We start from the raw sequence: 22,038 nt of genomic DNA, 5'->3' as shown, positions 1-22,038 counted from the left end.
ATTGGCAATACGGTTTTACGCCATAGACTTGTTAAGAAGAGCCGTATGATGGGAGACTATCACGTACGGTTCTGTGAGAGGTTTAGGGGTGAGATTCCCCTTTACCTACTCGACTTTTATTTTCACGCTACTTTAAATTCTGATTTGTTCATTTCCACGCTGAACTTAACATTAGCTTTTAATGCTCGAAAAACTTTCAAAATCGTTTCGATAGTCACATTTTTTGTACTACGCTCTAATTTTGAAATTTGGGATTTTTGAACGCCAATTAATTCTCCAAGTTGCTCTTGTGTTAAGTTTCGTTCTTTCCGCACGGATTTTATCATTTCTCCAAGCAGTTCCATTCGTAGGTCAAACTCGTATTTTTCCCTTTCTGGCGTTCCGACTTCGCCAATGTCTCTGTCTTTTAGCTGGTCAAGGGTCATCATTTTCATTTTTTTATTCTTAGTTTCCATAATTTTATTCTTCAAAATATTCTTTTCTAATCTTTTCAGCTTTTTCGATTTCAGCTTTCGGAACTTTATCAACTTTTTTCACAATTCCGTGCGTTGAAATGACAAGTGTTTCGGATTTGTCGGTTTTGTCCCAAAAAGCAAAAAGTCGATATTGAAGTCCGCTATATTTTGTTCTAAATTCCCAAATTTCGTCAGTCAGTTTTTTGAATAGTTTCGGGTCAAGTCCGAGTTTCGCTTTGTCAACATTGTAATAAATTTTCTGTCTTGATTTTAAGTCCAACTTTTCTAAAAACTCGAGAGCTTGTTCAAGGAAAATGACATCAAAATTTTTGTCCATTCAGTTTATTAATTCGTATTAGAGTACAAAGATAATAAAAAAGTTGAATTATATGGAAACATTTGCGATTCCCTCACATTACTTGCAACGGTTCGCGTGTATGAGCAGTAGCGGATTATACGCACTTACTGTTCGATTAAGCACAAAGTTAGCAAAAAAGAGATAAGGTTGGTTTAAGCATTTCAACCGCTATTGCTTATACACGCTGTTAGGCACTGGGTTATTGCGTTCCGTTTGGTAATTCTGTCGTTATTTTCTTTAAAAGCACTAAGCGAGCAAGCTCTTTTGTTTTTTTAGGGTTGGGTGATGTGGTTGGGAAAAAACAAATGTGCTTGCGGGATTATAGTCCTGAATGTTATTTATAGTTTTAATCCAAAAACCTTTCTTTCAATTCAAGTGTTGGCATCATACAACTATCCTTTTTTCCATACCATTTATAGCGATTTTTGGCTACAAAATCGTAAATGAAATTTCTAATAGACGTTGGAACGACAAAAAAAACAAGAACGAGGTTTCTTGGAAACCTCAATTTAGATGCGATTTTAAGTACAGCGGTAGATTTCCAATACGTTTTTCCTTTTGTTACCAACGCTATAGAGTCAGGTTGCAAAGAATCTTTTTCGTATTTATCTATTAACTCATGGGCAGTTTTACCCTGCAAGGGAGCAAAATAAAAGTGGTTGTTTTTATCATGCTTAATGATATATTGGACAGTTGTATTGCATAAATTACATACACTGTCAAAGAGAATTATAGGCTCATTCCTTATAGACATTATTTTTTAGCTAATGATTATTACTTCATTTGTTCAATCATAGATTTTACTAAAGCATTTTTTTTGACAATCAATAAAGATTCTTTTATCTCTTTTCCTTTTTTACTTTTATTAAATTGTTCTACTAAGTTTTTTCTTAAACTTTCAAAATCAAAATCATTTATATATTCAATATTTGTAATCTCGGTAGTCCAAAAGAAATCTTCAGACCAAACGACTAACCCTGGTAAACCAAAATAATTCACAGGTCCATTTGAAATTGGTATTTTTTCTGTAAACCATACATTAAGTAGTAAATCCTCGTCCTTTGCTATTGCTTTTCTACATTTCATTCCTGAAATAGTTTTTGTTTCATCTGTTAATTTCCATTCGATATTATTTAGATTGCCTTCGGAATAAAATTCTCTCTGGAAAATTTGTTCATATTTATAAACGTTTCCATTTTTTTCCTTTACAACAAAATCTAGATTACTATTGATCATAAAATTCATGTTTTCTTGTCCCTCTTTCTTATTTACTACTAGTGTATCTAACTTATAAATAGATTCATTTGTTTCTAAATTGACATATAGAGAATATTTATGCTCATAGCTTTGGGCTAAAGACACCATTTGGGAGTGGTTTTTAAAATTTTGGCTACTTTCAGGAGGTGTATCATAACTACTTATAGGGTAGGCTGTGTATGATACTTTAAGAATTTTGGGATTGTTTTCCTCAAAAACACTACCAAGTTGTTGGGCTGTTATTGAGTTAAATACCAATGAGAAAATGATTAATGCTAATTTTTTCATGATTGTGAATTTTAAAGTTTGTATGATGTACCTATTATTATATAGTTTAAATTGCTTCTGTTGTAATTGTTATAAATCAAGTTACCGTCGGAGAATGTGTTAAAATTAGTAAACTCTGTATTTTTAAAATTGAGCAAATGGAAAAGATATTTACTTTTTAGAAATATATTTAGACGGTCATTGATTTTTAAATTGGTATTGAAATTTAAGATTGGGGTTCTAAATTTAAAACCTTGATTTTTTTGATATTGTTGTCCGGCTATTAAACTAAACTCAAATTTATCAGTCTGTTTTTTAAAAGTTGAGAATACGTAAAGATTACTATTATTATTAATTTTACTATCATCTAATTGGAACGTTTGATTATTAGCAATTGCTTTTAAAGTAACCTCATCTAAAAAGAATTTTTTTGGCTCAATGCCGAGGCTTAGATTATATGTGTTAGAAAATACTTCGTATTTAGCTTCATCGGGTATATAGGTAGGGAATTTGCTTCTAGAAAGATTTACGCCTCCCCTAATTCTCAAAAGATGATAGTTTTTTGATAAATAATAACCTTTACCAAATGCCAAATTAAAAGACTGTGTTTTTTTATTTGATATTAATCTATTAGAGTAGAAAAAAACGCTATTTTGTTCATTTTCAAATATTGGCTCTAAGTAATTTTTTTCTTCGGAAATCGAAAAAGATGTGCTGAAAGATTGCGTTTTAATTATGCTCGAATAGTCATATCTAAAATATAGACTATTAAAGTTAGTTATGTTATTTTCAATAGAAATGGTGTTGACTAATCTGTTATTAAAAGAGACAATTAATGTGTCTATATTGTTATACAAGTCAAACAAATCATTGGTTTTAGTATAACTAACACTAAACCTATTGTTTTCATTAGTCTTATAGCTTGCGAATGCGTCTATTTCCAATTCAGTCATATTTTTTTCAACTTTATTGAACTTGAAAAGTTGAGGGATTACTCCTAATCTATATTCAATTTTGTTATTTTTTTGTCCTCTTAATTGTAGCATGATTTCGGAGAGTAAACCTTTACGACTAATATCATTATTATAGTTTAAAGTCTCATCGAAAAAATTAGATTTAAATTCTAATGAGCTTGATAAGTACTTATTAAGTCTATAATCAAACTCTATCATAACCTTTTTAAATTGGTTTTTGAAAGAGTAAGTTTGTTGTAAATGTTCTTGATTTGAATTTAATGAATAATGGGAGTTGAAGATATTTTTTGAATCTTCAATATCATATTCCAAACTACCTGTAAAAAAAAGGTTTTTATTTAATTTAGTTTTTAGCGATAGAGTAGAGGATGATAAAATTGAATTAGGGTCGTTAAAATTTGATTCTGAGATATTGTTTTGTTCTGGCACAAAATTAGATATAGAAGTAACATTAGAGTTAGTTAAATTAGTATAAGCAAAATCTGAAATAGCTGAAAGAACAGTTTTTTTGCTTAATACTTTCTGATAGGTAAAATTTGATATGGCAGAATTTCCAATATTTCTAAAAGTTCGATTCTCATCTTTTATTAGCACACCGGTATTGCTTTGGGTGGTTTCAAAAATGGTTTTAGTCTGGTCGATATTATTGAAATAGGCAACAAACCCTAATCTAGAGCTTTCGTTTTCTTTTCTAAGCGTTAAACTGGTATTCGAATCAAATGCGCTTTTTAATAAATCATCTTCACTAAAAAAGTTTGTAATGCTTTTTTTGAAAAATCCTGAAGACTGGTCTTTAAAAGAATCTGATATGTCTTTAAAGCTAAACTCCTTATTCCCAATGGAATTAGTGTTACTGGTCAAAAACATATTAACCTTATCAGAAAATAAAAAACTTCTTAATTTGACTTGATATTTGTCTTTATAGCCTAATGCTACGTCACCAAATAGTTTTAATACCCCTTTAAAGTCTGATTTAGTATTAATGTTAATCACAGAGTTTGTAAAATTATCAAAATCCATATTAAACTTATCTCTGTAGTTATTGATTAATTGTAAATCTTCCATTATGCCAAATTCTAGGTTATCTAGAGCTATTTTGTTTTGATTGACAAAAACCTCTTTTTTATTTATTAGGATTTTGTTTATTTTTTCTCCTTGAAAAGTGATACCTCCTTCTTCGGATATTATAAAGCCTTCTGTTTTGTCTAAAATATTTCTTAAGGTAGCTCTTTCAGTTAAATTCAAACTATCTGTTTTAATTGACATCGTATCTTTAATTCTTTTAGCAATAATTACTATGTCATCAAGTTCGAATTTTTTTTTATGAAGCTTAACGTTATAATTAATTAAGTTTTCGGTAATTGTTATTGTGTCTATATGTTTTTCATAGTTAATATGGGATAGTTTAATAACTATTTTGCTATTTTGAGGAGTATTAAATTTAAGGTTATAATTCCCCGTAGCATCAGTAATGCCATAAGTTAAAATCTTTTCTAAATCACTCGAATTTACAACAACCGTAGCACCTTCAATTAAATTGTTAGAATAATCTGACACAATTCCTCGAACAATTGTTTCTTGAGCAAAACCGCTGTTTAAATAAGTAAAGCATAAAAATATAAAAGCAAGTTTTCTATACATACTAATTTTTAAACCAATTTTTTATAGTATCATAATATGCTGTGATATTCCAGACTATCATAATTCCCGCAAACAAGGGAAGTTGAAGTAAAAACGCAATGCCAATGTGCATTGAAATTACCCCAATTAACGTTGCTTTTCTTGTTTTTTTATATGCCATTAAAAAGGGATAACCAACTTCTAGTATCAATGTTAGAACACCACCTATTGCTAATATTAATGGTGGAATTTTAAATAAACTATCGTAAATTGAAGATACTGACCTCCAAACTGCTTCCCCATTCCACCAAGTTATCGAAATAACTTTTGCTAAGCCTGCAAATAGATATACAATACCTAAATGAATTCTTAACATATTTTGATAATTAAAATTATATTTTAAACGTTCCTCTCGCTTAAAAATTTTGTTGTCTACAGAAGAGTATTTGCCCACAGGGAAAATGAAGCAATAGAAAAGGGACATTGTTAAAAAATGGTCATATCCAAAATTAAATAAAGCAAATGATTTAAATATGATTAATTGAGATACCAGTGCAACTAAAGCGAATAATCTTGACCTAAAGCCTATGATTAATGCTATAAGAGATAATATATATGTCCAAAAGATTGATGTATAAAATGCACCCATGCTATTGGTTTCTCTTAAAAAAGAGTAAATTGGGTCAAGGTAGTTAAAATACTCAGTGAACAAATATGTTAGCTCCTGAGGAATAATTGTTGACTTTTCAGAGAAGAACAACTTAAAGTCCTTTCCCATAGTTATGATATCTGCAAGTGCTACAACTCCAACAGCAATTCTAAAAAAAGGTAAGTATTGATTTTGATTATTACCGGAAATAATTGTGTTATAATAGGTCTTCAATTTTGAAATCATGCTCTTCAAGGACATAAATGTTGTTTTTATCTAAATTACTTTTCCAAATGTCTGGGGGAACTACAGTAATGAGTTTGATTCTATAAATGTAATTTTCTTTTAAATCTTCGACTCTTATATAGGATTTTAGTATGTGTTTATTTATTTTTTTTACATATTCATCCCTTAACTCTATATACTTGTTTTCTTCCTCTAAAATGGATGATTTTTCTTTAAGTTCAGTTGTTTCAACCTTAAAATTATAAAGCCAAGAAGGGAGTGTATGAAATCTTTGAAAAGAGTTCTTAGTTTTAAAATTAGACACATTAATCTCTTCAACTATGCAATTTTGCTCGTCTAATATTTCGATTAAGAAGAATTTATTAGTGGCTACATTAATGCCATAAAACCCATATCCTGTATTTATACCTGAAAAAACAAGATAAGGTCTAATAAAATTACTGTCATAAATATCATTTTTCAGATGAGTTAATACAGGAATTTTTTTCTTAGTTTTAGAGACAGCATCAATGAAAAGATATATTGACAATGTAGAAACTATGAAAAAGTGTATGGAGAAAAAAATACTTATTTTTTTCATTTGATTTTAGGAATAAAAAAAGCATCTAATAAAAAATGCTTTTTATATTAAGCGTTATGTTAATTCAATAGTTAATTTCTGTCAATGGCTTTCTTTATGCTTGATTGAAAAGTACTTTGGTCACTTTTAGTCAAGGTCCAATATCTAACTCTTTTGTTGTATGTTCCTTTATCGGGCAAGTAAACACTAGTTTCAAACTGGTCAAAAGAAGATACTTCGTTTTCTATATTATTATAAATTTCTTTGTTGCTCACATCTCTATAATTTTCCCTATCCGTCAAGCTAGCTGGTGAAAACGCAAAAAGAGACAAACAAAGAAACAACATGAAATATAATGTTGATGTTTTTTTCATATTATAACTTTTTAAGTATTAAACACAAAATTAATTTCTGTTAATAACATTTTCAATTGTTATTATTTCCCCCGATTTAGTGAAATCAGTCCATGTTTTGTGTCTTTTGTTCCAAACCGTTTTATCTGCAGTTTCATGAGATGTTTCGGATTGGGTAAAAGAGCCAACTTCCGTAGTCATATTGTTTGTTAATTCCTCATTTGACAAATTTAGATAACTCGCATCCTTGTTGATAGGAGAGAAAGCAACAAGAGATAAACAACTAAAAAGCAATAATGTTGGGTACAAAATTTTTTTCATCATTTTTGGTTTTATGAGTAAAATACTCGATTTCTAATAAAATTTTAGTTTCGTCTTAATGTGTTTTCTATTGAATTGATATCTGAATGCTCACTTGTTAATGTATATTCTTTATATCTATGTGCCCAAACGGTTTTGTCAGAAAGATAAGTTCTTGTGTACATTTCTGTAAAGGAACCAACCTCTGTTGTAAATTCATCTTGAATTGTATTTTCAGAGATGTCATTGTAATCTGAAATACTGTCTATTGGTGAAAAGGCTACAAAAGACAAGCTTGTAAGTAATAAAGCGGGTAATATTAATTGTTTTTTCATAACGTTTTAGTTTTTGTTAATTGCTTCATGAATTGAATTTAAGTCCGCGATTTTGGAGAAGTCTGTCCAAGTTTTACGTCTGTGATTCCATTCTGTTTTATCAGAAGTATATCTAGTATTTTCGAACTCTGTAAATTCCCCCAATTCAGTAGTCATTTCATATTCTGAATTTTGAGTAATGTCCTCAAAAGAGCCAATAGTGTTGCTTGACGAAAAAGAAAATAGAAACAAACAAACACTTAATGTACACGTATATAAAAGTAGTTTTTTCATGATTAATGTTTATTAATTGCGTTTTCAATCTCACTTAGGTTTGCTGATTTTGCAAAGTCAGTCCAAACTCTATATCTTTTATGCCATGTTCCTTTATCTGCTGTGGTAGCGCTTTCTTCCGCTTCCTGAAATGAAGCTACTTCTTTTAGATTGAAAGATTCTTGACTATCAGTGATATCAGAATATTTTTTAGTTTTTGTAGGTGATGGCGAGAAAGCAAATAAAGAAAACCCGAAGCACAACACCAATGATAATGAAATGATTTTTTTCATGATTAAAGATTTAAAAGGTTAAAATTAATGAATTTACATAGTCAAATTAAACAAATAATTCTTTAGACAATTGATTTGTTTTCTGAATATGTTTAATAATCCAAAGATAGTTGTAGAAAAACGAGAAATCCAAGTAGTAAAACTTCTAAATTATACCTAAAACTACTGAAATTATAATAAATGTTCGGGAACTTCAATATTGTTTTGGGTTAGAAGTGATATCAGTTCTTGGTTTTTTGTTTTAAGAATATTCCCACAAGTCTTTACAATAGGGCATAGTTCACTGGGACATAAACCAAGTATTTTAGCTAATTTTAATCTCATTATGTTTTTTAAAATAGTCTTTCCATTTTCGATATCAGAATACGCTTTTTGGGTTATTTCTAATTTTTCAGCTATATATTCTTGCGAGTAATTCAATTCACGTCTTTTCGTTCGAATAATTTCTAAACAATGTTTGTCCATAATTTTTCTATTGTTTTCAGCTAGGTTTTCTTGGTTTGTCTCGATGTTTCCTTTTTCGGTCAAGCGTTGGCAGGGCAGGCTCTTTTGTTTTTCTTTGCGGTTGGCTGTGCGTTGGGAAAAACAAATGTGCCTGCCGAGCGTTGGCTTCAACCTTGTGCCTAACTAGTATATATCCACAAAAATACACCACTTTTTTAATTTTTAGACTTGTTTTTATACTTTTTTGCCATTTTATCTAATGGACTTTCTATCTTTTTAGTGCTTTTTTGACTAATATGAGTATAAACTGTAGTCGTTTTGATACTGCTATGGCCCAAAAACTTTTGTATATATCTTATGTCTGTCCCGCCTTCTAACAAGTTCTGACTAACGTAAAATTATATCACTATAAATCAGTTGTTTATATTTTATTCAACATTTCAATTTTCAATCCAAATTTACTCATTTTACGTTAGTTGAGGGACTAAAGTTTCTATGAGTCTATGAGGGATTGTGCCCAACGGGCGAGTGTATCATTAGTGGCGTGCAAAAAGTCAACACATTTTCGTTTTTATTGGTAAAGATAGAAAAAAATCTCAAACCCTAAAATTCTGCCAAAACACAGCCATTAATGATACACATTGTTGGTAGTAGCGGTGGAGCAGGCGAGGTCTTTTGCTGAAAACGCCTTAACCATTCGCACCTATTTTTTTTACTTCCAGGTTTCAAATTTCCCTTAATTTTGATGTTATAACATTTCGCTGAAGATTAGCCATAGTTTTTGATTTAGCATCGTAGAAAGCGGTGTAAAGAAAGAAATATCGAGATGACAGTAATTCCAAAAAAGAAAAAGCGAAGTTAATTCACCGTTGAATTGGAGCTATATTATTTATAACAAATCCGAAATCTATAACTTTAAATTCTGATTTTCTGAGAAAACCTATTTAAACATATAAGTTTTTCCGCTTTCTGCTATTGAAACAGGTTCAAAAACAGTTTTAGCTTCCTGTTTGAAAGCGTCAAGGTTTTTATAACGTGCAGAATAATGCCCTAAAATCAAGTAACCTACTTCAGCTTTAGCAGCTATAATTCCAGCTTGTTTTGCTGTAGAATGTTTCGTTTTTTTACATAAATCCTCGTCAATTTCTAAGAATGTCGATTCGTGATATAACACAGTAGAATTTTTGATTAAAGGAACTATATCTGGCTTAAATGCTGTGTCACTACAATAAGCATAAGATTTTACTGGGTCAGGAGGTAAGGTTAGCTCTTCGTTTGCTATTTTATGACCATTGTCCAAAACAATATCTTCACCATTGACAATTTTGTTATAGTATGCTTTACTGATAGGTAGTTTTTCTACTTTCTCAATATTGAGTTTTTTTTTGGCAGGTTTTTCAGTGATTAAAAAACCGTTAGTGTAAATCCGATGATTTAGTGGTATGGTTTGAACTCTAAATTTTGAATTATTGATGATTTCTTCACTATTTTCAGATTCTAATACATTAAATTTTAAAGGAAAACTCAGAGAAGTTTTTGAAAATTTGAGTTGTAACATTATAATTTCTTTTGCTCCTTTTGGTGCAAATATTTGTAGGGAAGCTTGCCTATTGAGCAGACTTAAAGTTGATAAAAACCCGATAAGACCGAAAAAGTGATCACCGTGTAAATGAGAAATTAAAATGTGTTTAATATTATTGAATTTAATCTTTTGTTGCCTTAGTCTTACTTGGGTTCCTTCACCGCAATCAACCATAATAAGCTGATTTCTAATTTCAACGATTTGAGCAGTTGGAAAAGCATTAGCTTTTGGACTCGCTGAGTGGCAACCTAAAATATGAATTTTTAATGGTGAGCTCATCTAAAAACCTAAATCGCGTTCTATTTCTTCCATTTGTATCAAATCTTCTGCTTCTTTTAGTGTAGGGACTACTCGAAGCTCTTCAGGAACGTTATCTATCAATATAGTGTCATTAACAATGATAAAAGATTTTTTATTTTGATAATGCTTGAGCGAAGGTTTTAAGAAAGTTAATAGTTCTTCTAAAGTTAACTTTCCGTATTTCAAAAGGTCTATAACTAAATTGTTTGATTTAAACTGGTCTAGAAGGCTTTCAATAAAACGAGCAAAATCTTTAGGGTTATCCTTATCGTCTTTTAAAATGATGTAATTGTCTTTCTTGATACTTTGCATAAATTATAGAGTTGGGGTTGAATAATGTTTTAGTTTAGAAGCCAAAAGATATAAAACGGCCATTCTAATTGCAACACCATTTTCAACTTGGTTTAGAATAATAGAATGATGTGAATCTGCTATATCGCTTGAGACTTCAACACCGCGGTTGATAGGGCCTGGATGCATCACTACAATAGATTTATCAATGGTATCTAAACGCTTTTTGTCTAAACCGTATTGACACACGTACTCTCGAGTTGAAGGATAATATTTCGTGTTCATACGTTCGTTTTGTACTCTTAGCATATTGGCAACATCACACCATTTTAGAGCTTTATCAAGATTAAATTCAACCTCAACACCTAAGTTTTTTATGTGTTGAGGTATCAAGGTGTTTGGTCCACAAACTTTAACTTTTGCCCCTAATTTTTTTAAACAAAAAATATTACTCAAAGCCACTCGAGAGTGGAGAATGTCTCCGACGATGACAATTTTTTTATCTTCTACTTTTCCTAATTTTTCTCGAATTGAAAACGCGTCAAGTAAAGCTTGGGTTGGATGCTCATGTGTGCCATCTCCTGCATTGATAATTGAAGCATCCACATTTTTGGCTAAGAATACACTTGCACCTGGATTGGGATGACGCATCACAACCATGTCAACTTTCATGGCTAAAATATTGTTTACAGTATCTATAAGGCTTTCTCCTTTTTTTACAGAAGATGAAGAGGCTGAAAAATTGACAACATCTGCACTGAGTCGTTTTTCTGCTAATTCAAAAGATAACCTTGTCCGTGTACTGTTTTCAAAAAATAGATTTGCAATGGTAACATCTCTTAATGAGGGAACTTTCTTAATAGGTCTATTTATAACTTCTTTAAAGTGGTCTGCAGTTTCAAAAATAAGATTGATATCAGCTTTACTGATGTGTTTTATGCCTAATAAATGGTTTACACTGAGTTCACTCATCGCTTTCTTTTATTAAATATACGGCGTCTTCTCCATCGTTTTCTACCCAAGATACAATGACGCGTTCTTGATTGATAGCATCAACTTGTCTGCCTTTATAATCGGGTTGTATAGGAAGATGGCGACTAAATCTTCTGTCAATTAAAGTCAGCAACTCAATCGATAAAGGTCTTCCAAAGGATTGTATAGCTGTAAGTGCAGAACGAATGCTTCTACCTGTATAAAGCACATCATCTACAAAGACAACTTTTTTGTTTTCAACTATAAAATTAATCTCTGTTTTGTTGGCTTGCAAAACTTTATTGCCTCGCATAAAATCGTCTCTAAAAAAAGTGATATCTAATTTGCCGAAATTTACATTATTGATTTGATATTCTGATTGAAGCAGGTGTTTGATTCTTTCACTTAAATAGATGCCTCTTGGCTGCAAACCTATGACAACAGTATCTTGAAAGTCATCGTGATTTTCTATGAGTTGACAAACAAGTCGGTTTAATATAATATTGAGCTCCTTGTGATTTAATAACTTTTTCTTGCACATTTAATTGGCTTCAGTCATACAAAAATAATTAAATTCTTGAGATCTTAGATTTTACTGTTCATTATATATAGGTATTGAATGATGAACTTTTGCTATACACCTGTTTTAAAGCCTGTTAAAAGGTTTACTTGATATAAAAGTTTTGACAGCCATTTATTTTTGATAGTACTTAAGGTATTGTCGCCTTGCAAAATATCCTAAAACCAATAATACTGCTAGGGTTATAAAGATAAATTGATAGCTGATAATTTGGCTACCGCTTGCATAAGAATGCAAACCTGTCAAGTAGAAATTTACTCCAAAATAAGTCATCATTATTGAACCAAATGCAATGACAGAAGCCCAATTGAAAGCAAATCTTCCGCGTAAGCCTGGCACAAATCGCATATGAATCACAAAAGCGTAAATCATGATGCTTATCAACGCCCAAGTTTCTTTAGGATCCCAACCCCAATAGCGTCCCCAACTTTCATTAGCCCATTGACCACCGAGAAAATTACCTATAGTCAGCATCACTAAACCTACGGTCAAAGATATTTCGTTAATCACGGTCAGCTCTTTGATATTTAAATCTAATTTTTTCTTGTTTTTCTTGTTTGTAAAAAGCATTAAAACCAAAGCGACCAAACCGATGATCATGCTCAGCGTAAACGGTCCGTAACTGGCTACAATTATTGCCACGTGAATCATCAACCAATACGAATCTAATACGGGTTGAAGGTTGGCTATTGTTGGGTCAACCCAATTCATATGTGCAACCCACAAAATTATAGACGTTACAAAAGCGGTTGATGCCATGGTTAAATCGCTTTTTCGCCCAAAGGCCAAACCAAAAAACATCGTTGCCCAAGCCACATATATCATACTTTCGTAAGCATTACTCCATGGGGCGTGTCCAGAAATATACCAACGAGCAATTAATCCTAAAGTGTGAGCTATCCAAAGCAAAAGTAAAATGATTTTAAAACCATTGAGTAGCCCAAGATTGAGTTTGTTTTGTTTAAAAATACGATACAACACCACAAAAATCATCAATACACCAGCCAATAAATAATACTGATACAAACGATTAAAAACATCAACTTTATTGTATAGAACTTCCACATCAATTTTGCGGTCAGAAAGCATGACTTCAGAGCCAAAACGCTTTTGGAAATTTTTTATTCCAACTAATATTTCATCTGCTTTGTCATAGCCACCTGTTTCTCTTGCATTTTGTAACCTTTGCATATAAATCGGAAGAATTTGTCTGGTGTAAACAGAATCCATTCCTGTAAAGTGATTTTCTTCAATAGCTTCATTTCGAGAAACCCACTTGTTGTTTGGATGATTGGGAATAGGAAATATTTTTAAAAGTTTACCTTGTAAAGCATCGTAAAACAAATTAACACGTTGGTCGGCTTTAACAAAGTCTTTTTCAAACTGATTTCTAACTTTAGCCCGATAGGCTTCATCTAAATAAGGACTCAATTTATAACTGCCATCAGGATTAAAAAAATCGGTTAAACTGGCATATTTTTTTCCTTTTTCAATACCGAGAACTTTATGTAAACTATCATTTCTCGATTTTAAATAAATTAAAGGCGTGGTGTACCAAACCACTGGATTTTCAATCATAGACAACAACACCTGATCAGAATTTAACGATTTGTAGGTGTCTTTGTGGCTGAGTTTTCGTAACAATTCAGACGAAAAAGTATTCATTGGTTTCATACGACCTTCGACATCTTGTATGACCAATTTACCAAATTTAGAGGCATGTCTATCATCAACCGCATTAGCTATAATAAGCGAATCAAAGGTTTTGGAATTTAAGCTGATTGGCGATTCTTCTTCTGTATGGTTTTTGTGTATATCATCACTTGATGGCTGAATGCTATCTGATGTTTGAGCAAATCCAGATATGCTGATAAACAGAAACAAAATTCCAAACTGTTTAGCTTTTTTTGCTTTAATTTTATCGAGTTGTTGTTTTAATTTTCCAAAACGAGAACCTTTATCAATCAAAATTAATATCAAACCTAGATATAATAAAGAATAACCGATATATGTAATCCAAGTACCCCAAAAATCATGGTTAACCGATAAAATAGTGCCGTGTTCGTCGGGGTCAAATGACGATTGAAAAAAACGATAACCTTTATGGTCTAAAACGTGGTTCATATAAATGTCGTATGAATAAGATTGACTTCCGTCTATGACTTGCACTTTACTCTTAAAGGATTTATAACTCGGATTGGGTCTATCTTCTGTGCCTGGATGTTTGTCAGCTATAAAATCATCAAGTTTTAAAGCAAAAGGCAGTTCTATAACTTTGCTGCCATAGCGTAAACTGATGTCAAAATCGCCAACTTTGGTTGTTTCCATAGGTTTTAACAAGCCTTTTCCACCTATAAGATTTAAAGTGTCTGATTGACCTTGAGCAGAAATTTTGATTGTTATGCCATCGGGTTGGTCTTTTGACATCATATCCGATTTAACAAGACCTTCAACGCCTTTGACAGGCATTTCAGGAATCACAAACTGCATTTGACCAATGGTATAGAGCGATCTGAATTTTAAACTCTGTAATGAATCTTTTTTGAAATCAAACAACTGTTGATCTGCCATACGCATCACTTGACCTTCAAAAGGACTTTCTATGCTGAAGTTTCCAGACTCGTCTTCAATGATATTGATAGCACCGTCTGTTTTTTTATTGTAAGTAAATAGAGTGTTGTGAATATTGGCAACTTCGCCTTCTTTTAAATAGTGTTCATGACGTTGTCCGTCACCAGATTCAACAATTTTGAGATGTTTTTTACCTTTTAGATCTTCAACAATTCCCATTTTTGCATCGGGAACAAATTCCAAAATTTCAAATGTAACGGGAATTCCGTTATAATTGGTTTCAATGGTTTTATTATTGTTTAAACCGTCTGACAAAACCAAGGGGAAATGTTGACTCCTTCTTTTGGGTTGTCCGTTAATTTCGCCATCGATATAAGTTGTTAGATAAACATCTCTAGACAGCATTGTGCTTTCAACTTCGCCTTCTCTGATTGGCATTGAACCTTCAAAACCAATATAGCGTGTTACAAATGCACCAACTAAAATCAAAATAAAGGATAGATGAAAGAGTAGGGTAGTCCATTTTTCTCTACGCCATAATTGGTATCGCGAAATGTTCCCTAAAAAATTAATCACAAATAAAGCCATAATAGCTTCAAACCACCAAGCATTGTAAATCCATTCTCGTGCCGTTAGTGTTGTATAAGAATTTTCAACAAATGTTCCAATTGCCATTGCTAAAGCAAAAACAATAAACAAGGTCGCCATAAGTTTTGTCGAAAACAAAACAGATTTAATTTGTTCTATAATTTGTATTAAAATAGGTTGATTTTCAGATTTTGACATGATTGTGCAATTGGGTCTGCAAATATAGACATTATGTCTTGATGTCTATAACAAAATAAGCCTAAACGGATTTCAAAGTTTGTTAAAATCAATATTTTTATTTTTGAAAATAAATCATCAAAGTTACTTTTATATTTACAAAATCACTTTGTTTTGTAACTTTGTGCATTATCTTACACAAACTATGGCAAGAACCAAAAAAACAAAAACGAAGTCAAAATCAAAATCTTCATTTTTTTCTATAACCCAAAGACAAAAAATTGTTTTGGGCAGTTTCTTCTTTTTTGTAGGTTTGGCATTATTCATTTCATTTGCATCATTTATATGGACTTGGCAAGCTGACCAGAGTACAATTGGTCATTTTTTTAATCGCGACATTCCTTCAAAAAATCTGTTAAGTAAATTCGGAGCCACTTTAGGGTATTTTTTTATTTATAAAGGTATTGGCATAGCCGCTTTTAATTTTTCGGTTTTGGTCATGATGAGTGGATTGAATATGTTTTTAAATTTAAAACAGTCTCAGCTCGCCAATAGATGGTTTTGGGGTTTATATTTGATGTTAGTTTTAAGTCTTGGATTTGGATTTTTTGCTGATTCTTATCCCATTCTTGGCGGTATGATAGGCTACGAAGTCAATGACATTGCAGTAGATTTTATAGGCAAAACAGGTACAATTCTGGCGATAAGTTTTTTGTTTATCATATATCTTGTCGTTCGTCTCAAAGTAACACCACAACATGTTGCAAACCTCTTTAAATCAAAAAGTGTGGCTGAAGATTTAAACGATTTAAAACCAAAACCTGAAGAAAAAGACATTGAAGAATTACAAGTCGAATCTAATTTTACTGAAAAAGATAATTCTTCAGCAGAAACAGATAACGATGCTGACATAGAAAATTCTTTTGTTTTAAATAATAACAAAAAAGACCAAACAAAAAATGAGCAAACAAAAACATCAAATTCAGATAGCGATGATGTAAAAATGGAAGTAGAAACCACAAATGAAGATGAAGAAGTTGATGAAAAATCTCAAAAAATTGTTGAAAATTTTGGTGAATTTGACCCGACTTTAGAGCTTAAAAACTTCAAATTTCCAGGTCTTGATTTACTAAATGATTACAGTGAAGGCACTGGCATAACCATAAATGAAAAAGAACTCGAGCAAAATAAAAACAAAATTGTTGAAACGCTTAATAATTACAAAATTGGCATTGCTCAAATCAAAGCAACCGTAGGACCAACTGTAACATTATATGAAATTATTCCAGATGCTGGCATTCGCATTTCAAAAATTAAAAATTTAGAAGACGATATCGCACTTTCACTATCGGCATTAGGTATTCGCATCATTGCACCAATTCCGGGAAAAGGCACTATTGGTATTGAAGTGCCGAGTCAAAAACCTTCTATCGTTTCTATGAAATCTGTTGCAGCTTCCAGCAAATTTCAAAATGCAGAAATGGCATTGCCAATAGCTTTTGGCAAAAATATTTCTAATGAAACTTTTGTGGTTGACCTGGCTAAAATGCCACACTTGCTCATGGCAGGTGCTACTGGACAAGGAAAATCGGTTGGGCTTAATGTGATTTTAACCTCTTTACTCTATCAAAAACATCCCGCTGAAGTCAAATTTGTGTTGGTTGATCCTAAAAAAGTGGAACTCACTTTATTCAACAAAATAGAACGCCACTATTTGGCAAAACTTCCAGATACTGAAGATGCTATTATCACAGATAACACAAAGGTTATCAATACTTTAAATTCATTGTGTATAGAAATGGATGCCCGCTATGAGCTTCTGAAAAAGGCTATGGTGCGTAACATCAAAGAATACAATGCTAAATTTAAAGCCCGTAAACTCAACCCTGAAAACGGTCATCGTTTTTTACCTTATATCGTATTGGTTGTTGATGAGTTTGCAGACTTGATTATGACTGCAGGAAAAGAAGTAGAAACCCCAATAGCGAGATTAGCACAATTGGCTCGAGCCATCGGTATTCACCTCATTATAGCGACACAACGTCCTTCTGTTAACGTCATTACAGGTATGATCAAAGCTAATTTCCCAGCCCGAATTGCATTTAGAGTAACTTCCAAAATAGACTCACGAACCATTTTAGATGCTGGCGGTGCCGATCAACTTATTGGTCGTGGTGATATGTTGTTTACTCAAGGCAACGAAGTCATCCGTTTGCAATGTGCTTTTGTGGATACGCCAGAAGTTGAAAAAATCACAGACTTTATCGGCTCTCAAAAAGCTTATCCTGAAGCCTATCAGTTGCCAGAATATGTGGGTGAAGAGTCAAAATCAGCACTTGAAGACAGTATTGAAGATAGAGATAAATTGTTTAATGACGCTGCAGAAGTCATCGTAACAGCACAACAAGGCTCTGCATCTTTGCTTCAGCGAAAACTAAAATTAGGATACAATCGTGCTGGACGAATTATAGACCAGTTAGAAGCTGCAGGAATTGTTGGTCCTTTTGAAGGTAGCAAGGCACGTCAAGTTTTGGTGTCTGATATGAACGCTCTAAACGAATTACTAAAAAATGAATAAAAAAAATGGTATCAATTTTGATACTCTTACTTTTGAAAAAAAATTATTAAACTATATCTTGATGAAAATTGTATTATTTGTTGTTCTTTTTGTGAGTATTAGTTCGGTTCAAGCTCAAAATGATCCTAAAGCAAAAAAATTAGCTACTGAGGTTTTAGATAAAGTGAAAAACTATGAAAATATCAGTATCGAATTTTCTTATACTTTAGAAAATATTTCTGAACAACTCAAGGAAGAAACCCGTGGAGAAGTATATGTTAAAGGTAATAAATATCGTCTCAATTTAATGGGAACAACACAAATATTTAATGGAACTAAATTATACACCATAATTCCTGCGGATGAAGAAATCAATATTTCTTCAGTAAACTCTCAGGATGATACCGCCATAACGCCATCTAAAATGCTAACCTTTTTTGAAGATGGATATTTGTATAAATGGGATATTCAGCAAAACCAAAATGGTCGTGAAATACAATATATCAAACTCATCCCAATTGATTCTAATGCTGATTATAAAAACATCTTGTTGGGTGTTGATAAATACACTAAAAACATCTCAAACTTGATTTACTCAATGAATAATGGTACGCGAACTGAAATTAAAATTTCAAGTTTTAAACCTAACGAGCCTTTATCAGAAAATGTTTTTAAATTTGATAAAAGCAAATACCCTGACTATTACATCAATGAATTAGATTAAAGTAATTTGAAAACACTTGATAGATATATTCTCTTCTCTTTCTTAAGAACTTTCTTATCGGTATTTATGATTTTGATACTCATTTTTACCTTGTATATTGTTTGGTCATTTATTAAAGACTTGGCAGGTAAAGATTTGGATATCATAATTATAGCGAAATTTATTTTTTATATTTTACCCAGTTTAGTACCGTTAATTTTACCGCTTACCATTTTGGTTACTTCAATCATGACCTTTGGTAATTTTTCTGAAAATTATGAGTTTGCAGCTATGAAATCGGCAGGAATTTCGTTACAACGTGCTATGGGAAGTTTGATTGTCTTTATCGTGGTTTTAGGCTATGTAACCTATCAATTTTCAAATACAGTGATTCCATGGGCAGAATTTAAATCGTTGAATTTGAGAAAAAATTTAGCTCAAGTTAAACCAGCAATGGCGATTGACGAAAACAGGTTTAGTGATATCGCTTCTTATGTGATAAAAGTAGAAAAAAAAACAGGTGAAAATGAAGAAATCCTAAATAATGTCATCATTCACGAAAAGAGTCAAAAGTTAAGTGGAAATCATACGGTTATCAAATCTAAAACAGGTGAATTAATTTCTGGTAACAATCCAAATTTAGTTTCATTGGTTTTAAATGATGGTAATTATTACAACGAAATTCCACCAAAAAATTATAAAGAAAGGCAAAGTCGCCCATTTGTAAAGACTTCTTTTGATGAATATGTTTTGAATATTGACATCTCCGAGCTAAACAAAACAGATTTAACAGACGAAAGTGCAACGCATCCTTATAAAGCTTTAAACACAGACGAGTTAAGAACGCATTTAGATTCATTTTCTCAAGATTATGTCAAAAACATCAGAATTTATAACCGCCTAATGAATCAAAGAAATGGATATTCTAATCTATTTAAAGATTCTAATAAAAAAGATAAAATTCGAAACAAAAAAAGAAATATCTCTGTAAATGATTCAAATACCCAACAAGTTGCCGATAGCATAAAAGCTAAAGTCATAGATCCAAAAGGGTTTTACCGTATTGATAGTCTAATTTTTGTTCAACCTAATTATACATATAGCCAAATATATAGTTTAGCAAATAATTCAGTGGGAACTTTAATACGAGAAATTAAGACCAAACAAAAAATATTTGCAAATAAAACTAGACTTTTAAATCGTGTTGAGCTTGAGCTACACAGAAAATACGCACTTGGCATAAGCTGTATTGTCTTGTTTTTTGTAGGAGCACCACTTGGAGCAATCATCAGAAAAGGCGGTTTAGGTTTGCCACTTGTGGTCTCAATTTTATTGTTTTTGGCTTACCATTTCTTTGGGATATTTGCTGGTAACAGCTCAGAAACAGGTGGTATAAGTCCTTTTTTAGGAGCTTGGTTGTCCACTTTAGTTATGATGCCTTTAGGGGTTTACTTAACTTATAGAGCCACAACCGACCAAGGCTTTATCAATACAGATGCGGTAACAGACCCGATAAAAAAAATACTTAGAAAATTAAAATTGATCAAACCTGATGACGAAAACGATTAGCCAACAAGATATAAAATTAGACAGCATAGAAGAAGCCATAGCAGACATAAGAGCTGGTAAAGTTATCATTGTTGTTGATGATGAAAACCGTGAAAACGAAGGCGATTTTGTGGCTGCAGCTCAAAACGTCACACCAGAAATGATCAACTTTATGGCTAAACACGGTCGTGGTCTAATTTGTTGTCCACTTACTGAAAGGCGTTGCGAACGGCTCAAACTCGATATGATGGTTGGCAATAACACAGATCCTATGGAAACGGCTTTCACTATTTCTGTAGATCTCAATGGCGAAGGCGTTACTACGGGTATTTCGGCAGCAGATCGTGCAAAAACCATCAAAGCTTTGTGTGACGACAATACCAAACCGCATCAATTGAACAGACCAGGACATATTTTTCCATTGAAAGCTAAAGAAGGTGGCGTATTAAGAAGAACAGGTCATACAGAAGCAGCCATTGATTTTGCAAGATTAGCAGGCTTAAAACCTGCGGGTGTGATTGTTGAAATTATGAATGAAGATGGCAGTATGGCAAGATTACCACAATTGGTGAAAGTGGCTCAAAAACACAACCTCAAAATTGTTTCTATTGAAGATTTAGTCGCCTACAGAATGGCTCATGATTCTCTTATTGAGAAAAAAGAAGATTTTGATTTGCAAACGCGATTTGGCCAATTCAGGTTAAGAGCCTATCAACAAACCACCAACAATCATATACATTTAGCATTGACTAAAGGCGAATGGAAAGCTTATGATCCTGTTTTGGTGCGTGTTAACTCAACTTTGGTCAACAATGATATCCTTGGCACGTTGACCAACAACGCCGAAAAAAAGCTTGATGATATGTTTAAATTGATCAACGCCGAAGGTCAAGGTGCAATTGTCTTTATCAATCAAGATGTGCAAAGTTTAAATCTTTTGTCAAGATTAAAAATTTTAAAAGAACAACAAGTCGATGGCATAGTCAAAGTTCCACAACTCAAAATGGATAATAAAGATTTTGGGATTGGTGCACAAATATTACACGATATTAATGTACACAAAATTAGATTAATGTCAAATTCTAAACAAACCAAACGCGTTGGTATGATAGGTTATGGATTAGAAATTATTGATTACGTTAATTATTGATTTCAATCACAACATCTTCTAACGGGCGTCGCACTTTTTTAAACTTTGAAAATTCATCATCTTGAGCACGATAGCCAATTGGCATTACTAAAACAGGTTCAATTCTATAAGTATCTAAATTTAATATTGAAGCGTAACTTTTAGCATCAAAACCTTCCATAGGACAGGCATCTATTTTTTCTAAAGCACATACAGTAAGCATATTGCCAATGGTCAAATAGGCTTGATTTATTGCCCATTGTTGAAGTTGAGAATCATTTTTATTTAAAAAATCTTCAATTAAAAAATCTCTGAATGGCTTTAAAATCTCATCAGGAGTTTGACGAATTTGTTTAACCAACTCAAAGTGATTTTCTATAAATACTTGATTGATATTTTTTTCAACACACAAGACAAACACATGAGAAGCTGTTTTGACTTGTTTTTGGTTATAGCTGGCTTCAAAAAGTTCTTCTTGAATCGTTTTATCAGAAACAACAACAAGTTTTAACGGTTGCAACCCGTAAGATGTTGGTGTTAAGTTAAATGCTGTTTTTAAATTATGAATTTTTTCTTCAGGCAATATCTTTTGGCTGTCAAAATATTTTGTAGCGTAACGCCAATTAAGTGCATCTATGATGTCCATAAAAATTTTTTTGCAAAGGTAAATGGATGCGA

23 protein-coding genes are annotated in these 22,038 nt (G+C 32.0%); 4 read left to right on the top strand and 19 right to left on the bottom strand.

The features are described 5' to 3' along the window. Positions 1-122 precede the first annotated feature (122 nt). The 18 genes from ACSSV5_RS10915 to ccsA form a co-directional block, all read right to left on the bottom strand. Positions 123-455 (bottom strand): helix-turn-helix domain-containing protein, encoded by a 333-nt coding sequence (locus ACSSV5_RS10915; RefSeq protein WP_454245895.1) that lies wholly within the window; start codon positions 453-455, stop codon positions 123-125. Positions 456-459: 4 nt separating this feature from the next. Continuing rightward, a complete protein-coding gene (locus tag ACSSV5_RS10910) occupies positions 460-792 on the bottom strand; it encodes a type II toxin-antitoxin system RelE/ParE family toxin (protein ID WP_454245894.1) in 333 nt (110 codons plus the stop codon). A 367-nt stretch (positions 793-1,159) separates the two neighbouring features. Continuing rightward, positions 1,160-1,567, bottom strand: coding sequence for a thiol-disulfide oxidoreductase DCC family protein (locus tag ACSSV5_RS10905; RefSeq protein WP_454245893.1), 408 nt, complete (start codon positions 1,565-1,567; stop codon positions 1,160-1,162). Positions 1,568-1,587: 20 nt separating this feature from the next. Further along, positions 1,588-2,358 carry a GLPGLI family protein gene (locus ACSSV5_RS10900; protein ID WP_454245892.1) on the bottom strand — a complete coding sequence of 257 codons (771 nt, stop codon included), beginning with the start codon at positions 2,356-2,358 and terminating at the stop codon, positions 1,588-1,590. Positions 2,359-2,369: 11 nt separating this feature from the next. Then, positions 2,370-4,952, bottom strand: coding sequence for a carboxypeptidase-like regulatory domain-containing protein (locus ACSSV5_RS10895; RefSeq protein ID WP_454245891.1), 2,583 nt, complete (start codon positions 4,950-4,952; stop codon positions 2,370-2,372). Position 4,953: 1 nt separating this feature from the next. Next, on the bottom strand, positions 4,954-5,841 hold the full coding sequence (locus ACSSV5_RS10890) for an HTTM domain-containing protein (RefSeq protein ID WP_454245890.1): 888 nt from the start codon (positions 5,839-5,841) through the stop codon (positions 4,954-4,956). After that, positions 5,798-6,406 (bottom strand): hypothetical protein, encoded by a 609-nt coding sequence (locus ACSSV5_RS10885; protein ID WP_454245889.1) that lies wholly within the window; start codon positions 6,404-6,406, stop codon positions 5,798-5,800. Before ACSSV5_RS10885 ends, ACSSV5_RS10890 begins: the two co-directional genes overlap by 44 nt. A gap of 71 nt (positions 6,407-6,477) precedes the next feature. After that, positions 6,478-6,759 (bottom strand): hypothetical protein, encoded by a 282-nt coding sequence (locus ACSSV5_RS10880; protein WP_454245888.1) that lies wholly within the window; start codon positions 6,757-6,759, stop codon positions 6,478-6,480. Positions 6,760-6,789: 30 nt separating this feature from the next. Beyond that, positions 6,790-7,059: a hypothetical protein gene (locus tag ACSSV5_RS10875; RefSeq protein WP_454245887.1), complete on the bottom strand. Its 270-nt coding sequence runs from the start codon at positions 7,057-7,059 to the stop codon at positions 6,790-6,792. Between the two features lie 44 nt (positions 7,060-7,103). Continuing rightward, positions 7,104-7,373 carry a hypothetical protein gene (locus ACSSV5_RS10870; protein ID WP_454245886.1) on the bottom strand — a complete coding sequence of 90 codons (270 nt, stop codon included), beginning with the start codon at positions 7,371-7,373 and terminating at the stop codon, positions 7,104-7,106. A 275-nt stretch (positions 7,374-7,648) separates the two neighbouring features. After that, entirely contained in the window at positions 7,649-7,918 is a 270-nt protein-coding gene (locus tag ACSSV5_RS10865; protein WP_454245885.1) for a hypothetical protein, read from the bottom strand. A 171-nt stretch (positions 7,919-8,089) separates the two neighbouring features. Then, positions 8,090-8,383 (bottom strand): helix-turn-helix transcriptional regulator, encoded by a 294-nt coding sequence (locus ACSSV5_RS10860; protein ID WP_454245884.1) that lies wholly within the window; start codon positions 8,381-8,383, stop codon positions 8,090-8,092. A gap of 194 nt (positions 8,384-8,577) precedes the next feature. After that, the gene (locus ACSSV5_RS10855) at positions 8,578-8,742 is read right to left on the bottom strand and encodes a tyrosine-type recombinase/integrase (protein WP_454245883.1); all 165 of its coding nucleotides are present in this window, start codon (positions 8,740-8,742) and stop codon (positions 8,578-8,580) included. A gap of 560 nt (positions 8,743-9,302) precedes the next feature. Further along, positions 9,303-10,223: a ribonuclease Z gene (locus ACSSV5_RS10850; RefSeq protein ID WP_454245882.1), complete on the bottom strand. Its 921-nt coding sequence runs from the start codon at positions 10,221-10,223 to the stop codon at positions 9,303-9,305. After that, positions 10,224-10,556: a ribonuclease Z gene (locus tag ACSSV5_RS10845; RefSeq protein WP_454245881.1), complete on the bottom strand. Its 333-nt coding sequence runs from the start codon at positions 10,554-10,556 to the stop codon at positions 10,224-10,226. Between the two features lie 3 nt (positions 10,557-10,559). Beyond that, complete coding sequence (locus ACSSV5_RS10840) at positions 10,560-11,507, bottom strand: aspartate carbamoyltransferase catalytic subunit (protein WP_211065690.1); 948 nt, start codon at positions 11,505-11,507, stop codon at positions 10,560-10,562. Continuing rightward, entirely contained in the window at positions 11,500-12,048 is a 549-nt protein-coding gene (gene pyrR, locus ACSSV5_RS10835) for a bifunctional pyr operon transcriptional regulator/uracil phosphoribosyltransferase PyrR (RefSeq protein WP_454245880.1), read from the bottom strand. Before pyrR ends, ACSSV5_RS10840 begins: the two co-directional genes overlap by 8 nt. A gap of 153 nt (positions 12,049-12,201) precedes the next feature. Then, positions 12,202-15,444 (bottom strand): cytochrome c biogenesis protein CcsA, encoded by a 3,243-nt coding sequence (gene ccsA, locus ACSSV5_RS10830; RefSeq protein WP_454245879.1) that lies wholly within the window; start codon positions 15,442-15,444, stop codon positions 12,202-12,204. Positions 15,445-15,628: 184 nt separating this feature from the next. Here ccsA and ACSSV5_RS10825 point away from each other — a divergent pair, with 184 nt between their 5' ends. The 4 genes from ACSSV5_RS10825 (at position 15,629) to ribB (ending at position 21,381) form a co-directional block, all read left to right on the top strand. Continuing rightward, positions 15,629-18,001: a DNA translocase FtsK 4TM domain-containing protein gene (locus tag ACSSV5_RS10825; RefSeq protein WP_454245878.1), complete on the top strand. Its 2,373-nt coding sequence runs from the start codon at positions 15,629-15,631 to the stop codon at positions 17,999-18,001. 61 nt (positions 18,002-18,062) lie between these two features. Next, on the top strand, positions 18,063-18,704 hold the full coding sequence (locus ACSSV5_RS10820; RefSeq protein WP_211066805.1) for a LolA family protein: 642 nt from the start codon (positions 18,063-18,065) through the stop codon (positions 18,702-18,704). 6 nt (positions 18,705-18,710) lie between these two features. Beyond that, positions 18,711-20,252, top strand: coding sequence for an LptF/LptG family permease (locus tag ACSSV5_RS10815; RefSeq protein ID WP_454245877.1), 1,542 nt, complete (start codon positions 18,711-18,713; stop codon positions 20,250-20,252). Then, positions 20,236-21,381, top strand: a complete 1,146-nt coding sequence (gene ribB / locus ACSSV5_RS10810; protein ID WP_454245876.1) for a 3,4-dihydroxy-2-butanone-4-phosphate synthase — start codon at positions 20,236-20,238, stop codon at positions 21,379-21,381. Before ACSSV5_RS10815 ends, ribB begins: the two co-directional genes overlap by 17 nt. On the opposite strand, the gene ACSSV5_RS10805 is transcribed toward ribB, so the two are convergent. Next, entirely contained in the window at positions 21,371-22,006 is a 636-nt protein-coding gene (locus ACSSV5_RS10805) for an NAD(P)H-dependent oxidoreductase (protein ID WP_454245875.1), read from the bottom strand. The genes ribB and ACSSV5_RS10805 overlap by 11 nt on opposite strands. Positions 22,007-22,038: the final 32 nt, after the last annotated feature.

This window comes from Psychroflexus sp. MBR-150 (assembly GCF_053628795.1).
Note: the sequence above shows the minus strand (reverse complement) of the source record. Positions and strands in the feature narration are given on the sequence as shown.

Bases quoted from the DNA above. Each gene is read 5' to 3' on its own strand.
- ACSSV5_RS10805 (WP_454245875.1), bottom strand. From the start codon at position 22,006: ATGGACATCATAGATGCACTTAATTGGCGTTACGCTACAAAATATTTT.
- ACSSV5_RS10890 (WP_454245890.1), bottom strand. From the start codon at position 5,841: ATGTCCTTGAAGAGCATGATTTCAAAATTGAAGACCTATTATAACACA.
- ACSSV5_RS10915 (WP_454245895.1), bottom strand. From the start codon at position 455: ATGGAAACTAAGAATAAAAAAATGAAAATGATGACCCTTGACCAGCTA.
- ACSSV5_RS10865 (WP_454245885.1), bottom strand. From the start codon at position 7,918: ATGAAAAAAATCATTTCATTATCATTGGTGTTGTGCTTCGGGTTTTCT.
- ACSSV5_RS10900 (WP_454245892.1), bottom strand. From the start codon at position 2,358: ATGAAAAAATTAGCATTAATCATTTTCTCATTGGTATTTAACTCAATA.
- ribB (WP_454245876.1), top strand. From the start codon at position 20,236: ATGACGAAAACGATTAGCCAACAAGATATAAAATTAGACAGCATAGAA.
- pyrR (WP_454245880.1), bottom strand. From the start codon at position 12,048: ATGTGCAAGAAAAAGTTATTAAATCACAAGGAGCTCAATATTATATTA.
- ACSSV5_RS10910 (WP_454245894.1), bottom strand. From the start codon at position 792: ATGGACAAAAATTTTGATGTCATTTTCCTTGAACAAGCTCTCGAGTTT.
- ACSSV5_RS10880 (WP_454245888.1), bottom strand. From the start codon at position 6,759: ATGAAAAAAACATCAACATTATATTTCATGTTGTTTCTTTGTTTGTCT.
- ACSSV5_RS10845 (WP_454245881.1), bottom strand. From the start codon at position 10,556: ATGCAAAGTATCAAGAAAGACAATTACATCATTTTAAAAGACGATAAG.
- ACSSV5_RS10905 (WP_454245893.1), bottom strand. From the start codon at position 1,567: ATGTCTATAAGGAATGAGCCTATAATTCTCTTTGACAGTGTATGTAAT.
- ACSSV5_RS10850 (WP_454245882.1), bottom strand. From the start codon at position 10,223: ATGAGCTCACCATTAAAAATTCATATTTTAGGTTGCCACTCAGCGAGT.
- ACSSV5_RS10895 (WP_454245891.1), bottom strand. From the start codon at position 4,952: ATGTATAGAAAACTTGCTTTTATATTTTTATGCTTTACTTATTTAAAC.
- ACSSV5_RS10840 (WP_211065690.1), bottom strand. From the start codon at position 11,507: ATGAGTGAACTCAGTGTAAACCATTTATTAGGCATAAAACACATCAGT.
- ACSSV5_RS10825 (WP_454245878.1), top strand. From the start codon at position 15,629: ATGGCAAGAACCAAAAAAACAAAAACGAAGTCAAAATCAAAATCTTCA.
- ACSSV5_RS10885 (WP_454245889.1), bottom strand. From the start codon at position 6,406: ATGAAAAAAATAAGTATTTTTTTCTCCATACACTTTTTCATAGTTTCT.
- ACSSV5_RS10875 (WP_454245887.1), bottom strand. From the start codon at position 7,059: ATGAAAAAAATTTTGTACCCAACATTATTGCTTTTTAGTTGTTTATCT.
- ccsA (WP_454245879.1), bottom strand. From the start codon at position 15,444: ATGTCAAAATCTGAAAATCAACCTATTTTAATACAAATTATAGAACAA.
- ACSSV5_RS10870 (WP_454245886.1), bottom strand. From the start codon at position 7,373: ATGAAAAAACAATTAATATTACCCGCTTTATTACTTACAAGCTTGTCT.
- ACSSV5_RS10820 (WP_211066805.1), top strand. From the start codon at position 18,063: ATGAAAATTGTATTATTTGTTGTTCTTTTTGTGAGTATTAGTTCGGTT.
- ACSSV5_RS10860 (WP_454245884.1), bottom strand. From the start codon at position 8,383: ATGGACAAACATTGTTTAGAAATTATTCGAACGAAAAGACGTGAATTG.